The sequence below is a fragment of the Noviherbaspirillum album genome, assembly GCF_035916955.1.
Classification (GTDB): Bacteria; Pseudomonadota; Gammaproteobacteria; order Burkholderiales; family Burkholderiaceae_D; genus Noviherbaspirillum; species Noviherbaspirillum album.
Genome location: NZ_JAWIIV010000050.1, coordinates 1 through 15,246, shown reverse-complemented (window position 1 = coordinate 15,246; position 15,246 = coordinate 1). Strand labels below are relative to the sequence as shown.

Below are 15,246 nucleotides of genomic sequence, written 5' to 3'. Positions count from 1 at the left end.
ACACAACTTCTGACGATAACTCATTGCGTCCCTTCTCGACCTGCAACCGGGAAAACTGGTCCGTTACGCACCCAGCCCGCTCGTTCCATGGCGGCCACGAGGAGAACAATGCGATCTCAAGACATTGCGCTGGGCGCCCTTGGAAACGATCGCTCACTCGCGCATCGCGGCACTACTCGACGCGAAAAGCTTCATCAGTCTTCCGGTCAAGTTACATGTCCGGAAAGGACGCTTGTTTCTGATCGATGTGCCGGATCAGTTAAGACGGGACGATGCTGAATTTCTCAGTCAGATCGTGGCCCAAGCGTTTCCTGCGGTGGAAACCATCGAGTTGCTCGACCAGCTTGCATCGCAGGCCGCCTGCGAAGAAAGAAAGCGCGTGGCGCTCGATCTGCACGATAGTGCAATCCAGCCCTACATGGGCATCCGCCTTGGACTCAATGCGCTGCGCCGTAAGGCCGATCGCGAGAATCCGCTGATTCCGGACATCGATTCTCTCATCGGGGTCACGGACGAGGTGATCACCGAACTGCGCCACTTTGCCTCGACGGTTGCACAACATCAGCCGCCCTTGCGGCCGCTGCTGCTTGAAAGTCTGCAGCGCAAGATCGTGCAGCTCAGGCGGCTGTACGGACTTGAGGTGAAGCTTGATGTCAGCGATGTCGCACTCAGCGACCGCATGATGGGGCAAGTTACCCAGATCGTGCAGGAGGGATTGAGCAATATCTGTCGCCACACGCTGGCGCAGTGCGGAGAAGTCTCGGTTGAACAAATCGGGGATGCACTAAAGATCAGGATCATCAATGACGCCGCCGAGGATCCGCCGGGGGAATTCACGCCGCGCTCAATCACGCAGCGCGTGCAGGCATTAGGTGGAAGGGTCGAAGTAGGCATTGACGATCGGGGCCGTACGGCCGTAAGCGTTGATATACCGTTCTGAAACGGAATGGGAGGGGATTATGTCCGACAATGCATCTGCAATCCGCGTCATGCTGGTCGATGACCACCAGACTATGCTGTGGGGATTGACGAAGCTTATCGAGTCGTCGCTCCGCAGAATGCAGATCGTGGCAACTGCATCGAGCTGCGACGAGGTGCTTTCTAGTTGCCAACAAGCGAATGTTGACATCATTCTGCTCGATCTCGATTTGAACGGTGAAAGTTCCATTGACATTCTCCCGGCAATTCTGCAACGAAACAGTGCCCGTGTCATCGCACTGACCGGCGTACGCGACCGAGATCTGCTCGACATGGCCGTTGCACGCGGCGCGCGTGGCATCCTGCGCAAGGATGCCAATGCAGAACTGGTACTCAAGGCAATTGAAAAGGTGCATGACGGCGAACTATGGCTTGACAGGGAAACGCTGGGTCGGGTATTTGGACAAATGCTGGGAAGCCCGCAGAAGAAGCCGGAGAAAAATGACGCGCACGCAGCGCTGACGCAGAAAGAACTCAAGGTCATCGGCACCCTGGTCCAGTGCGGCGGCCTGCACAACAGGGAGTTGGCCAAGGAGCTGTTCGTGTCGGAGCACACGCTGCGCAATCACCTGACGTCGATCTACTGCAAGCTCAATGTTGCCAATCGACTCGAACTCTATGTTTATGCATGCAAGCACAAGCTCGGTATCTAGGGCGACATCGCTGATGAGCACTCAACGGGATATTGCCTGCCCATTTTCCGCCGAGGCTGATGCTGATCAGGGCTTGTATCGCTAAGTGAATGCCACATTTTAAGTTTTAAAGGATATCCATCGATTGCGCTGAGAATTACTCCGCTTGGCAAAAGCTCTCTTAATGACTTACAGATCATCGACTACGCATGATCTTAAGTGGTACTCTGCACTCTCAATAGGCTCTGAAATATCCCCCATGAGGTATCGCGTTCAGCCAGCCCAAGCTGCGCTTGGAAGCTAGTAACCGCATACGTTCTGCAGTTCGGTCAACAAGCCTTTTATACAGGCACCTTCTCCTTTCTTCGACCTGTCACGTCGATACACGTGCTTTCAGCCGAAGCTTCGCTGCCATTGATGTTTCATTTTTCTATGTAGTCGGAATGTCATGGCTTGACTAAAAAAATACGCGCTTTGTCATGTGCATTTCAGTCGGTATGGCTCATGCATGTGCGACAACGGTTTTCTAGAATGACTTCAGGCATCAGCGATCGGCGACATAAGGCGGTCGATGATAAGCAAACCCATTTGCCATTGGAGCACAGCATGCATATATCCGATCCCTGGATCAGCTGGATTGCCGTCTTCCTATGCAAGGAAGACGGTGCGACCCTGCTGGAAGCTGCACTGGTCGGTCTGCTGGTGATCGTGATAGGCGCACTTGCATTGCTGGCCATATTGGAGTCTGCATCACTTCAACGAACCCGGGGATGAGAGCAAGATGCAAGAATTTTATGCAATTTCTGAACTTCTCGCGTTACTCGTGCTGGAACCCCGCACCGGACTGATGATTGCGCTGCTTGCGATAGGGGCATGCATCGATATCCGCACCTACCGCATTCCCAACTGGCTGACGTTCGGCGGGACCGCGTTCGCTCTCGCCTACAGCGTGGCGGTCCCGTTCAGTCCCGGTCATGGGTTTCTGTGGGCAATCGGCGGATTGACTGTAGGCCTCCTCATCATGCTGCCTTTGTATGCGATGCGTGTCATGGGCGCAGGCGACGTCAAGCTGATGGCCATGGCAGGTGCCTTCCTCGGCACGACCGATGTCTTTTCCGCAGCGGTCTCCACTTTCATTGCCGGCGGCGTCGCGGCAATTCTCTTCGCCGTGCATCGCAGAGTGTTCCGCCAGATGATGGGCAATATTAGAACCACTGCCGAAATGATGATTGTTTCGGCCGCGACAGGAGTGGGTGCAGGAAGCATCGACGCGCGGAAAAAGTCTGTCGGAAAACTGCCATACGGCGTCAGCATCTTTGTCGGGACCGCAGGGTATGTCGTAGCAAGGCATTTCGGATTCATCTGAATCAATAACAGCAACTCGGGGCGGAAAATGAAAAACATCAAAGCAATCGGATTGCTGCTGCTGGCAGTGATGGCCGGCCTGGCTGCAGCCGTGTATGCGGCAGGCTGGGTCTCGAGACACGGGAATATCCCTTCCAACAAGGTAGTAGTCGCCGCTGTCGATATCCAGCTCGGCAGCAGGATCAACCAGCAAATGCTGACGACCGTGGACTGGCCGAGCGGCTCGATCCCCGACGGCGCCTTCCGGGATATCAAGGAACTGGAGGAACGCGTCGCCAAGGTCAGCCTGCTTCGCGGAGAGGCGATCCTTGACGGCAAGCTCGCGCCGGTAGGAACACGGGGCGGCCTGTCGGCAGTCATCGCCGAAGGCAAACGTGCCATGACTGTCCGCGTGAACGATGTGGTGGGAGTCGCAGGGTTCGCCCTTCCGGGCAATTATGTGGATGTGGTGCTTAATACGCAGCGCGACAAGGAAGGCCGCAGCGAGGACACCAAGCAGATCAGCAAGACCGTGCTCGAACAGGTCCTAGTGCTGGCAGTCGCGCAGGAAGCCGGCCGTGATGCCACCACGCCGAAGGTGGTCAGCGCAGTCACCCTGGAACTGGCTCCGGAAGACGCCGAAAAGCTCGACCTTGCGCGTAGCGTCGGCACCCTCTCGCTCGTACTGCGCAATCAAGTGGACAGAGCCCCGGTCGCCACGAGTGGAGTAACGAAGAAAGAGCTCTTCGGCGAAAAAGATCCCATGCCGGCGAAAGTTGTGCAGATAGTCCAGAAGGCAAGAACCCAGCCTGCGAGCCCGCCCAAGCCACAGCCGGCGCAATGCGTCGAAGTCATCCAGCATGGTACGCGGTCACTCAACTGCTTCCAACAATAACCGTCTTCAGGAGCGTTCAAAGTGAACAAGCGATATTCAAGCATCGCGGTCGCCGCCGCACTGGCAGTCATCAGCCATGCGTATGCCGCCAGCCCCACGTCGACAAGACAGACGGCAGCTCCAGCCGGAGGATTGAAGCCATGCTCGTCAGTTTCAGTGGATCAGCCGACTTCCGTCACGCTCGGGAAATCGACCGTCGTCAAGCTGGATTTTCCTGCAGTCCGGATGGTCGTCGGCGGACTGTCCAGCAGCCGCGCAGGCAGCCCGGTGGACGCCGACAAGGATGACAAGGACAGCAAGTCCGCATCCGCTTCGCAACAAGCGTCGCCGGATGGCGTCGCCGATGTGAATATCACGCTGCTCAGTCCGACCGACCTGTTTGTCCTCGGAAAAAAATCGGGATCGATGAATCTTGTTCTGCAAGGGTCGGATGGCAGGTGTGCAATCAAGGACGTAGTTGTGACGCTCGACCCTAACACGCTTCAGTCGAAACTGGCCGAGTTGTTGCCCGAAGCAACCGGCATCAAGATCCGTGGTGCCGAGAACGCACTTGTCCTGACAGGCGAGGTTGCTAATGCGGTGGTTCTGGACCAGGTGATGAGCCTCGCTACTTCGTACGGCGACGGCAAGAAGATAGTCAACATGCTGCGCGTCGCCGCACCGCAGCAGGTGATGCTGGAAGTGAAGATTGCCGAAGTTAGCAAGACACTTCTCGATAGATTCGGTCTTGATTTTACCCGCCTTTCCAGCTCAACTGGACGCTCCAGGATCATCTCCGGCATCGTCGGCGGCGGCCCGGCAGTAATCGAACGCTACAAGCCGGGCCTGACATGGGAGCTCGAAAGAAGCCGTCCCTTCGACGCCCAGATCAGCGGTGTCAACGATGCCTCGCTGCTTGGCATGGATGCGGAAAAAAAGGATGGTCTCGTACGCGTGCTGGCCGAGCCGAACATCATGGCCATCAGCGGCCAACAGGCGAGCTTTCTGTCCGGAGGCAAGATCTTTATTCCGGTTGCACAGAACACCATGGCCGGCGGCCAGACGATCACGCTGGAAGAAAAGGAATTCGGCGTCGGCCTGAAGTTCATGCCGACCGTGCTGGGCGATACGCGGATCAACCTCAAGCTGACTTCGGAGGTTTCCGAACTGTCACAAACCGGATCGCCATTCACCAGCCTTAACGGCTTCACCGCGGTGCTACCCTCCATGGCGACGCGGCGCGCGGATACGACGGTACAGCTCAACGATGGACAGAGCTTCGTGGTCGCAGGATTAATCAAGAATAACGTCTCGGAAACCATCAGCCGCTTCCCGGGCGTGGGCGAGGTGCCAATCCTCGGAGCACTGTTCCGGTCGACCGAGTTTCAGAACGACAAGACGGAGCTGGTTTTCGTAGTGACGCCGCGACTCGTCAAGCCCATCACCTCGGATGTCGTCCTGCCGACCGACAACCACGTCGTGCCCAATCCTGCGGAAGTCCTTTTCCTTGGAAAAGCCGAGGGCGAAAGCGAGGCCAAGGCAACCCAACCTGACGGAATTTCTCAGAGCAAGTAATCGGAGAAGGACATGAAGAAGACCACTGTAATCCTACTCATTGCCATGCTGGGCGGATGCTCGACCACACCCAACTATGACGCCAAGTTCGGCGACGCGGTGCGCCAGGCGCGCATGAAAATGACGATCAATCCGGATGCCGGCAATGATCCCGACCAGGTTGCCGGCATGGATGGCAAATCTGCGAGGGAAGCCGTTATCCGCTACCAAGGCACGTTCAAGGAACCGCCGCCGGTCACCAATGTGATCAATATCGGCGGAAGCATCGGGCGTGGCAGGTAGTGCAGCCACGCTGTTTCAAACTGCCCGGAAGGTAGCGAGGAGCTTCGTGCAAGCCGGTCAGCATGCAGTCGCTTTTGTAGAGCCGCAGTAGTAACACAAGAAGTAGCCAGCAGTAGAAGCAGTTATTTATCCACAACTTACGCCAGAAGGAAAACCATGAACAACATGATCGCCAAACTCAACAATTCCGTCCGCTCCTTCATGAAAGACGAGGAAGGCGCGCAGGTCGTCGAATACGCACTCATCATCGCCGTCGTTTCGATCGCTTTGGTCATCGCATTGCAGGCACTGACCGATGCAGGCGGCGGCTTCGCAACGTTCATTACCCGCGTGACAACCTGCCTGACGACGGCAAACTGCGTCTAATTGGGTTTTATCCTTGTCGCATGGGCGGGTGCGCAATTTTTCGGAAGCGCGCATCCGCCATTGTAACAATCGATGCGCGCAATCTGTATATCGGCGCTTCTAATTGCGCGCACCAATTTATCGAGGACGTTGCCATGTCATTCCGATTCCTGCAGAAAGAAGACGGTGCTCAGGTCGTCGAATATGCGTTGATCATCGCCGTGATTTCGATTGCCCTGGTGCTGGCGCTTGATGCAATTACGATTGCCAACAACTTCGGCAGCTTCATTGAGCGGGCCTCAGCCTGCCTCACGACTGCAGTATGCGTCTGAAGCATGCTTGTCATGAAATTGCACCTTCATCCAATCATGTCGACACAGAGGCAATGACATGAGACCAACTACTCATAGGCAGCAGGGGGTCACCATTGTCACCTCCGCCATGGTCCTCCTTTTCCTGATGGGGTTCATGGGTATTGCCCTGGATTTCGGGCGCCTGTTCATCGTGAAAACGGAACTGCAGACGGCCATGGATAGCTGCGCACTTGCAGCTGCTCAGGAGCTGAACAGGGCGCCGGATTCTTTAACTCGTGCACGTAGTGCCGGCATTGCGGCCGGAAATCTGAATCGCGTCGACCTGCAGTCTGCCGATTGGCGAAACCGCGGCCAGATCAGCGATCCGGATATCACCTTCAAGAATGCAGGCTACGACGACACGACGACTCCTGCGGATGCGGTCTATGTACAATGCCAACACACGCATACCGGCGTGCAGATGTGGCTGCTACAGGCGATGGGAGCATTTTCGGGCGCACCGGCGACTTATCCAAATACGCAGAATGTCCTGGCGCTGGCCGTAGCCACTCGCGCCAGCGCGCAGACCACCTGCCCGATCCCTGTTGCGCTCAAGCCAAAGCCTGGCGGAACGGCGCCGAACTATGGTTTCATCCGCGGCGACTGGGTGACACTCATCATGGCGCAGAACGCATCCGCCGGCGGCGAGATCGGCTGGGCCAACCTCGACGGCTCCAACAACGCATCGCAAACCGAAGCGGAACTGGAGGGCTCCTGCGGAACCGAGGTCGGGGACGAGTTGGGCACACCCGGCGTACAGACATCGGTTGCCGACGTGTGGAACTACCGTTTCGGCATCTACAGGAATGCTGGGGATCCCGCCGTGAACAGGCCCGACTTCACCGGTTATTCCTACACATTGGCAAACTGGCCGAGCGGTCGCAATGCCTATGATGGACCGACGCCGGCAGGAGCCCATTCGACCGCTGCAAACTTCGTCAGCAAGCGGCAGCAATATGCCTCCTGCGCGGATACCGGCACGCGGGTGCGGGGCGCAAACAGCTGCGAAACCATTACCGGTCTCAGCCTGAACAGCTTCCAGCGCCTTGCGGCGCCGGGCAACGCGGCGGGCGGCCACAGGCAGTACGGCAGCAATCGCCGGATAGCCGTGGTTCCTGTCATCAACGATTCATCCCAGGTGATCGACTACGCCTGCATGCTGATGCTGCAGCCGCTCAGCATCCCGATGACCGACGTGCAGCTCGAATTTTTGGGGAATGCAGGCGAGGCGAACAGCCCCTGCACAACCAATGGCCTGCCAGGCGGATCGGCAGGCCCCCTTGTTCCGGTGCTTGTCCAATGAGGTATGCCATGACTCATCATCACCGCGGCGCCGCGCTGGTCGAACTGGCGCTGATCCTGCCGCTTCTGCTGCTGCTGACCTTCATCACGACGGAGTTCGGGCGGGCGGTCTACCAGTACAACACCATCGCCAAGTCGATGCGCGATGCGGTGCGGTATCTTTCAGTGCAAACGCCGGGCACCCGCATGACCGAGGCGCGCAACCTCGTAGTCTTCGGCAATACGGCAGGAACCGGGACGCCGCTCGCCCTCGGGCTGAATTTAACGCATGTGGCTAATCCGACGTGGCAGGTGGTTGGAAGCAATCCGGTCATCAATACCGTCAGCATTACGGTGCAGGGCTACACCTTCCGCCCGCTGTTCGCGAGCGTGATCGGGGTTAATTTCGGGAACTTCAACTTCAGTGACATCAGCGCAACGATGCGGGCACCCGGACCATGAAAAAAAGACAAACCGGCGCGACCGTCATCGAGTTCGCGCTCTCTCTCATCGTCTTCCTGACGTTCCTGCTGGGCATTACCGACTTCAGCCGCATGCTCTTTACCTGGAGTGCGGCAAACGAAGCGGCACGGATGGGGGCACGCTACGCCGTCGTCTGCGACAACACTTTCAACGAAGCCGCAGTTCTCGCCCGAATGCAACGCGTGCTGCCGCAGATTTCCGACATCACGTTGGTGTGGGAACCTGCCGGATGCAATTTTTCCAACTGCGAGGGCGTGACGGTCCAGATTACCAGCCTCAACTACCAATGGATTTCGCCGATCGCAGGAATAAATGCGCTGGCGGCGATTCCCATGCCGACGTTCTCCACCTATCTGCCGAGGGAGGTCATGGGACAGGATCCCAACAGCGGCGAGATCTGCTCCTAATCACAGGATGAAAAATGAAAATTGCATTGATTTCTTCTAACAAGGACGGTCTGCTGGATGCAGCCCGAACATTGGAAGCCGAGTCCCATTCCATTATTGCCGTCGAAGGCAGTAACGGCAGAATAAGGGCAATCGCGGAGCAGGAACAGCCCGATCTGCTCCTTATCGAAGTACAGCACCCCTGTACGGAAGTGCTTAGCCAGGTGGAATACATCACAATGCAGTATCCAGGAATGGCCGTCATCCTGCTGTCGGCGAACCAGACGCCGGCATTCCTGCTCGAGGCAATGCGCGCCGGCGTGCGTGAAGTCCTTCCGTTGCTCGTCGCGCCCGTGGCGCTGATGACGGCGGTCAGCAGGGTTGCGGCAAAACTGACCGGCGGGCAGTCCAAAAGTGCGGCCAAGATATTGGCATTCATGTCCTGCAAGGGTGGAAGCGGCGCGACTTTCCTCGCAACCAACCTGGGCTATCAGTTGGCCGAAACGCGAAAAGTCCTGTTGATTGACCTTAACCTTCAATTTGGCGATGCCCTCTCTTTTCTGCACGACGGCACGCCGCTGTCCACTATCGCCAATATCGCGCAGGACATTCGCAGGCTGGATGCCTCGTTCCTTGCTGCCTGCACCGTCCGGATCACCGATAACTACAGTGTCCTTGCGGCTCCCGAAGACCCGTCGGATGCCGTCAAGGTAAAGCCGGCGCATATCGATTCCATCCTTAACCTTGCGGCCGCCCAGTACGATTTCGTCGTGATCGACATGGCACGCGCAATCGACCCGGTGTCGATCAGGGCGCTCGACCATGCGTATCGGGTTTTTCCGGTCCTGCAGGCAGGCCTGCCCTACGTGCGCAACGCCAAGAAACTGATGGATATTTTTACTGCCTTGGGATATCCGAAGGAAAAGACCGAGCTCATTGTGAACCGGTTCGAGAAACGTTCCGAGATCGGGATCGAGGACATCCGCCGCTTAGTTGGTTCTGCTTGCATACACACCGTTCCAAATTCATACAAAGATGTAATCGCCTCGATCAACCAGGGGGACCCGCTGATCAAGGTGGCGAGATCGAATACGGTTTCACGCATCCTGTCGGATTTCACGAATGCACTCAATCCCCGGCAGGAAGCGACGCGCGGCTTCTTCGGCAAGCTGCTAAGGCGCGCCTGACCCAGGCTGCGGCGCGGCGGGCCGCTGCCGCTTGTCGTCACTTTGAATACGATTCAACGTCATGGAGCAAGCACATCATGTCTTTTCGCGAAAAACTGAATGCCGTTGCTGTCGAATCGGCCGGCCACCCCGAGCGGCGGGGAGCCAACGATGCATACAAGACTTTGAAAAGCCGCATCCATATGAAGATGCTGGAAAAGTTCGACCTGACCGCGCTTGAAACGCTGTCTCCGCAAGCGTTGCGCCAGGAGATTGCCCATCTCGCGGAGCGACTTCTTCAGGATGAACAAGCTGCCATCAATGATACCGAGCGGCGCTTGCTGATACGGGATATCCAGCATGAGATGCTGGGCTTCGGCCCGCTGGAGCTTTTGATGGCCGATCCGGCCGTTTCCGACATTCTGGTCAATTCTTGTGATCAGATCTATGTCGAGCGCAAGGGCAAGCTCGAACTCACGAATGTTACGTTTACCGACGATAAGCACCTGATGCGGATCATCGACAAGATTGTGTCGCTGGTTGGCCGCCGGATCGATGAATCAAGTCCGATGGTAGATGCGCGCCTTCCCGACGGCTCGCGGGTTAATGCGGTGATACCTCCAATTGCACTGGACGGCCCAATGATGTCGATACGCCGCTTCGCCAAGATCCCGTTACGGATGGAAAACCTGATCAATGACCTCAAGAGCCTCACGCCGGAGATGGGAAGCATGCTGGAAGGCCTGTGCAAGGCAAAAGTCAACATGCTGATTTCCGGCGGCACCGGTGCCGGCAAGACCACCTTGCTTAACATCCTGTCGGGCTTCATTCCCGAATCGGAACGCATCGTCACCATTGAGGACGCAGCTGAACTGCAGCTTCAGCAGCCCCATGTCGTTCGCTTGGAGACCCGGCCGATGAACATAGAAGGTTCCGGAGAAGTAACTCAGCGCGCTCTCGTGAGGAATGCGCTTCGGATGCGGCCCGACCGGATCGTCATCGGCGAGGTAAGGGGGGCAGAGGCAGTAGACATGCTGCAGGCAATGAATACCGGCCACGAGGGCTCGCTGACCACCATTCATGCCAACACGCCGCGTGACGCCCTTGCTCGGCTGGAAAACATGATCGGCATGGCCAACCTAAATCTCCCGCACCGGGCGGCACGGCAGCAGATCGCTTCCGCAATCACGGTAGTGATCCAGGCGCTACGTCTACCTGATGGAAAAAGAAAAATTACCAGCATTCAGGAGATTACTGGAACGGAAGGGGACATCATCACGATGCAGGAGATTTTTGCGTTCAGGCAGACCGGCATAGGCAGCGACGGTTCGGTGCAGGGCCATTTCCATGCTACCGGCATTCGTCCAAAGTTCACTGACCGATTGCGTTCGTTTGGCGTTGTTCTTCCAGAATCCATGTTCGACCCGACGAAGCATTATCAATAAGGACCATCATGCTGGAATCCCTCGGAAGCAATTCATTTCTAATCATGTCGGTGCTGGTTTTCCTCGCAGTGCTTCTGCTGCTGGAGGGCGTGTACCTGCTGTGGAAGGCGCACAGAGGAGCGCGAGCAAAGAAGGTGGAGCTTCGCCTGAATGCGCTGTCTCCGGCGGCACAGCGACCTCAAGCGACGGCCTTACTGAAGAAGCAGGCGCTGAGCGATGTTCCGGCGCTGCAACGGGCACTGTCGGTTATGGCCAGTGCACAAGGCCTGGAGAGTTTCATCCATCAAGCCGGACTGACATGGACAGTATCAAAGCTCCTGCTCAGCTGTACTGCAATCGGTATTTCCACCTACTTTATGTTGGTGTCGTTCGCTTATCAGTCGATGATGTTTTCGATACTGGCCGCACTGCCGGTATCCGCTACGCCAATTCTGTACGTCGTCCGCAAGCGCAGCCTACGTCTGAAGAAAATCGAGCAGCAGCTACCCGACGCAATTGACCTGTTGGTTCGTGCCTTGCGTTCGGGCCACGCCTTTTCCTCCGGTTTGCAGATGCTGGGCGACGAAATGCCGGACCCGATTGCGGGCGAATTCAGGCAGGTCCACGACGAGATCAACTTCGGCGTCTCGCTGCAGCAGGCGCTAATGAATCTGAGCGAACGCGTTGCAAGCACGGACCTCCGCTACTTCGTCGTGGCTGTACTGATACAACGTGAATCCGGCGGCAACCTGACCGAAGTGCTCGGGAACCTGAGTCGCCTGATTCGCGACCGCATGAAATTGTTTGCGAAAGTCCGCGTACTGTCTTCCGAAGGCCGGCTTTCGGCATGGGTTCTCGGCCTGATGCCGTTCGGCCTCGCGGCCGTCATGAACTTTGTGAATCCGCAGTTCATGTCCCTGTTGTGGACCGATCCGATCGGCGTAGCCATCATCAAGTACATGCTCATACTGATGGCAGTCGGCGTTTTCATCTTAAGAAAAATCATCAAAATCCGGGTTTAGGAGGCGACAATATGATTCTTCCCGCATTGATCTTCATTTCGGTTACCTTGGGCCTGGCGGGACTGATCCTGCTCGCGACACCAAGCAAAGCTCAGCAGCGGCTTCAAGCCCTGTCGGACCCTGCAGCGAAATCCAACTGGATAAAAACCGCTGTCAGCATTGCCGGTCCATTTGCGAAGCTCTCCGCTCCGTCGGAAGATTGGGACAGGTCTCGGCTCAGGATTAGCTTCGTCAATGCCGGCATCCGCAATTCCGACGCCCACTTGATCTATTTCGGCGTCAAGACCCTGCTGCCACTGCTGTTCGCTGCGGCAACATTCTTCGTTCTGCGAGCAAGCAGCCAGTTTGGAGGAATGACTTTCATCATGTGGGTAATGCTGGCGGCGCTGCTGGGCTGCTACCTTCCCAACCTATACCTGTTCTTGCGCATCAGGAGGCGCAAGCGAGAAATCTTCGAGAACTTTCCGGATGCTGCGGACCTGATGCTGGTCTGTGTGGAAGCAGGCTTCGGGCTTGATGCCGGTCTTACCAAGGTGGCCGAAGAAATGAAAATAAAAAGTCCTGCGTTAGCGGAAGAGCTTCAGCTAGCCAATCTTGAAATGCGTGCCGGGGGCACCCGGGAAAAATCATTGCGCAACCTTGCGCAGCGCACTGGAATCGAAGAAATCAGCACATTCGCCACGATGCTTACGCAGGCTGACAAATTCGGTACCAGCATTGGAGAATCGCTCCGGGTATTCTCCGACGACTTGCGGCACAAGCGGCAGACACGCGCGGAGGAAGCGGCAGCCAAGATACCGACAAAGCTGCTATTTCCGCTTGTCGTTTGCATTTTCCCCTCAATCATCATGGTTATCATGGGACCTGCTGCCATTCAAGTCATCAGGACAATCTTGCCGATGATTGGAAAAGGGTCTGTCTAAGAATCCGAGGAGTCAAAAGATATATAACACTTGAATCAGAATTTACAACATGGCTTTAGTGACGGCCTGCACCTGATCGAAGCTGTGCATACTCGTACAGTTCGCATCGATTTTGAATCCAGCAGCGGCTACCCTTTCACGATTCTCCCTGCCGTAACACTCCGTACGTTGTCCGTTACGGATGGGACGGGCATGTTTTAGGTGAGCCTCGACAGTGCCGCAGTACTACTCACCAGCATTGAACGTCGACGTTCAAGATTGCATTCTGAGCAGGTTTTCAGTGGTCGTTACATAAACGGGCACGCGTTTGGATGCTTACGGACCGTCTTACAAAGGGATGGTCGCGAGGGTGAAGGAGGCTTCGGCTTATTAGGTACGGCATACGACTGGCTCGCATATGGCATATAGTGCAATAGACCTTCGTTATGTGCGGGACAACCTCGGACATGAGTCAATTGCAACCACCAGCATATATCTGCACTCTACTGACGACGATCGTCATCGAGCCACTGAAGGAGGACATAGGATAAATTGGTAGGGAATTCGTCGCATAATGTTAAAACTTTTCTCCATTGCAACTCCATCGGATGTTGGAAATGCCACCAATCATTGAACTACAAACTTACTAAGCACCCTGCTCTTTAAGACCTCAGCACACCGCTCAGTCGTTTGTGCATAATGCTTCAGCCATAATGTCTAAAGATTTCTTTTGAGAAATATTGGTGCATACCATACGCGTATCAATAGTGAATGTCGACACTCTGATAATATTTCTTACCAATTAGAAAATTACAAGACGAGGGGAAAAGATGTTGAGAATAATATGCGTCATATTGCTAACTAATTTATCGTTCAGTCTTAGTGGATGCGCAAGCGCACCGCCTCTTTCTGCCCAAGCAGCGCAAGTTCGTACGATTACCACTCAACAAGCGGGTAGCTGCAAGTTCGTAAGAGTTGCACAGTACGATGACCGAATTCTCTCCGTGGGCAAGGATGCGACTGTAATGAGATCTATTGGCGAAAACAACTTACGCAATGCAGTAGCAAACTTAGGCGCGAACGCGATGCTGATTACGAAGGAAGACAGCAACTGGTTCCTTGGGACAGTCTCATATCAGGCTGACGCATACAACTGCCCATGACCCGCGCTGTGTATGTTGGGCGCATATAACCGAGCCAACATGCTTAGCACTTCGCTTTCATGCTTGCCTCCTACTTTAGGCGGTCTCGACCGGCGCAGTATTTTGCATACCTTCTGCAAATCCGGATCTATTGCCGAAAACTAGATGCACAACCGCTAGCCCCTACCTGAAAGGCTCCCATAAGAAAACCTTCAACTTATGGGAAAGGTGATTCGACTTTGTTCGATGCAGCGGCAGAGTTATGGGACACATACACGGCGCGTTCATGAGCGGAGTACTCATCTGACACAAATGTCTTGATACGCCGGTTTCGCGCTTCAATGAATGTAATTGCGGCATTCCTATACTCGTCGTACTCCCGAATACTCGACGGGATCGGTGACCCTTTGAAGTCGTCGAAGGGTGAAGCTATGCCTACGGCAGAGAAGTCGTCCGACACCAGATCCTGAAGCAGGAAGAACTCAGCGTAACCTCGAAAGTCTGTAAACAGATCAAAGAAGCTAGCGTATCTCGCCTGACCTGATATAGAAATTTGTAGCCACTGCTATGGTTAGTCTTCCAGTTCAAGCACTCTGATTTTGCCATCGTTGCTGGCCTACCGAGGCCGGTGTCTGATTGCCGAGCGCAGAATGCGGTCGCTCGTTGTTATAGAACTGTCGCCACTTCTCAATCACAATCTTCGCTTCGCGACGGCTCACAAACCATTCCCGGTTCAGGCATTCATCGCGCAACTTGCCGTTAAAGCTTTCCACAAACCCGTTCTGCCAAGGGCTCCCGGGCTTGATATAGGCTGGGCCAACATTCTGATCTCGCAGCCACTTCATCACTGCGGTAGCAGTAAACTCCGCACCGTTGTCGGACCGAATAAAGGTGGGCTTGCCATACAGTCGCATCAACCGTGACAGCGTCAGAATCACGTCCTGGTTCCGCAATGACTTGCCAACCTCGATGGCCAGACATTCCCGCGTATGCTCGTCCAGCACGCACAACAGCTTGAGCGTTCCACCATTGGCCAGCCGGTCATGCACGAAGTCAT

The 15,246-nt window shown here is 55.7% G+C and carries 19 protein-coding genes and 1 pseudogene; 18 read left to right on the top strand and 2 right to left on the bottom strand.

Translation table 11 applies throughout. From position 1 onward, the window contains the following. Positions 1-139: 139 nt before the first annotated feature. The 18 genes and pseudogenes from RY831_RS29770 (at position 140) to RY831_RS33300 (ending at position 14,210) form a co-directional block, all read left to right on the top strand. On the top strand, positions 140-940 hold the full coding sequence (locus tag RY831_RS29770; protein ID WP_326509958.1) for a sensor histidine kinase: 801 nt from the start codon (positions 140-142) through the stop codon (positions 938-940). A gap of 19 nt (positions 941-959) precedes the next feature. After that, positions 960-1,631 (top strand): response regulator, encoded by a 672-nt coding sequence (locus tag RY831_RS29765; protein ID WP_326509957.1) that lies wholly within the window; start codon positions 960-962, stop codon positions 1,629-1,631. Positions 1,632-2,216: 585 nt separating this feature from the next. Then, positions 2,217-2,384, top strand: coding sequence for a hypothetical protein (locus RY831_RS29760; protein ID WP_326509956.1), 168 nt, complete (start codon positions 2,217-2,219; stop codon positions 2,382-2,384). Between the two features lie 7 nt (positions 2,385-2,391). Beyond that, positions 2,392-2,976, top strand: coding sequence for an A24 family peptidase (locus tag RY831_RS29755; RefSeq protein ID WP_326509955.1), 585 nt, complete (start codon positions 2,392-2,394; stop codon positions 2,974-2,976). Positions 2,977-3,003: 27 nt separating this feature from the next. Further along, positions 3,004-3,849, top strand: coding sequence for a Flp pilus assembly protein CpaB (gene cpaB, locus RY831_RS29750; RefSeq protein WP_326509954.1), 846 nt, complete (start codon positions 3,004-3,006; stop codon positions 3,847-3,849). A gap of 21 nt (positions 3,850-3,870) precedes the next feature. Beyond that, positions 3,871-5,403 (top strand): type II and III secretion system protein family protein, encoded by a 1,533-nt coding sequence (locus tag RY831_RS29745; protein ID WP_326509953.1) that lies wholly within the window; start codon positions 3,871-3,873, stop codon positions 5,401-5,403. Between the two features lie 12 nt (positions 5,404-5,415). Beyond that, on the top strand, positions 5,416-5,685 hold the full coding sequence (locus RY831_RS29740; RefSeq protein WP_326509952.1) for a hypothetical protein: 270 nt from the start codon (positions 5,416-5,418) through the stop codon (positions 5,683-5,685). 156 nt (positions 5,686-5,841) lie between these two features. Further along, complete coding sequence (locus RY831_RS29735) at positions 5,842-6,051, top strand: Flp family type IVb pilin (protein WP_326509951.1); 210 nt, start codon at positions 5,842-5,844, stop codon at positions 6,049-6,051. 134 nt (positions 6,052-6,185) lie between these two features. After that, the gene (locus RY831_RS29730; RefSeq protein WP_326509950.1) at positions 6,186-6,362 is read left to right on the top strand and encodes a Flp family type IVb pilin; all 177 of its coding nucleotides are present in this window, start codon (positions 6,186-6,188) and stop codon (positions 6,360-6,362) included. 58 nt (positions 6,363-6,420) lie between these two features. Continuing rightward, a complete protein-coding gene (locus RY831_RS29725; RefSeq protein WP_326509949.1) occupies positions 6,421-7,686 on the top strand; it encodes a pilus assembly protein TadG-related protein in 1,266 nt (421 codons plus the stop codon). 8 nt (positions 7,687-7,694) lie between these two features. Continuing rightward, the gene (locus tag RY831_RS29720) at positions 7,695-8,126 is read left to right on the top strand and encodes a TadE/TadG family type IV pilus assembly protein (RefSeq protein WP_326509948.1); all 432 of its coding nucleotides are present in this window, start codon (positions 7,695-7,697) and stop codon (positions 8,124-8,126) included. Further along, positions 8,123-8,554: a TadE/TadG family type IV pilus assembly protein gene (locus RY831_RS29715; RefSeq protein ID WP_326509947.1), complete on the top strand. Its 432-nt coding sequence runs from the start codon at positions 8,123-8,125 to the stop codon at positions 8,552-8,554. Before RY831_RS29720 ends, RY831_RS29715 begins: the two co-directional genes overlap by 4 nt. 14 nt (positions 8,555-8,568) lie before the next feature. Continuing rightward, entirely contained in the window at positions 8,569-9,720 is a 1,152-nt protein-coding gene (locus tag RY831_RS29710; protein WP_326509946.1) for a CpaE/TadZ family protein, read from the top strand. A 77-nt stretch (positions 9,721-9,797) separates the two neighbouring features. Continuing rightward, entirely contained in the window at positions 9,798-11,144 is a 1,347-nt protein-coding gene (locus RY831_RS29705; RefSeq protein ID WP_326509967.1) for a TadA family conjugal transfer-associated ATPase, read from the top strand. A gap of 8 nt (positions 11,145-11,152) precedes the next feature. Then, entirely contained in the window at positions 11,153-12,145 is a 993-nt protein-coding gene (locus tag RY831_RS29700) for a type II secretion system F family protein (RefSeq protein WP_326509945.1), read from the top strand. Positions 12,146-12,156: 11 nt separating this feature from the next. After that, the gene (locus RY831_RS29695; RefSeq protein ID WP_326509944.1) at positions 12,157-13,068 is read left to right on the top strand and encodes a type II secretion system F family protein; all 912 of its coding nucleotides are present in this window, start codon (positions 12,157-12,159) and stop codon (positions 13,066-13,068) included. A gap of 388 nt (positions 13,069-13,456) precedes the next feature. Continuing rightward, positions 13,457-13,606: pseudogene (locus tag RY831_RS29690) on the top strand (tyrosine-type recombinase/integrase); the annotation flags it as partial. A gap of 271 nt (positions 13,607-13,877) precedes the next feature. Further along, on the top strand, positions 13,878-14,210 hold the full coding sequence (locus RY831_RS33300) for a DUF4156 domain-containing protein (protein WP_367576109.1): 333 nt from the start codon (positions 13,878-13,880) through the stop codon (positions 14,208-14,210). A gap of 196 nt (positions 14,211-14,406) precedes the next feature. On the opposite strand, the gene RY831_RS33445 is transcribed toward RY831_RS33300, so the two are convergent. Together RY831_RS33445 and RY831_RS29685 are read right to left on the bottom strand one after the other, a co-directional pair. After that, positions 14,407-14,736 (bottom strand): DUF6994 family protein, encoded by a 330-nt coding sequence (locus RY831_RS33445; RefSeq protein ID WP_437126341.1) that lies wholly within the window; start codon positions 14,734-14,736, stop codon positions 14,407-14,409. A gap of 37 nt (positions 14,737-14,773) precedes the next feature. Then, positions 14,774-15,246, bottom strand: a 473-nt coding sequence (locus tag RY831_RS29685) for an integrase core domain-containing protein (protein ID WP_326509943.1), incomplete at its 5' end; no start/stop codon positions are given.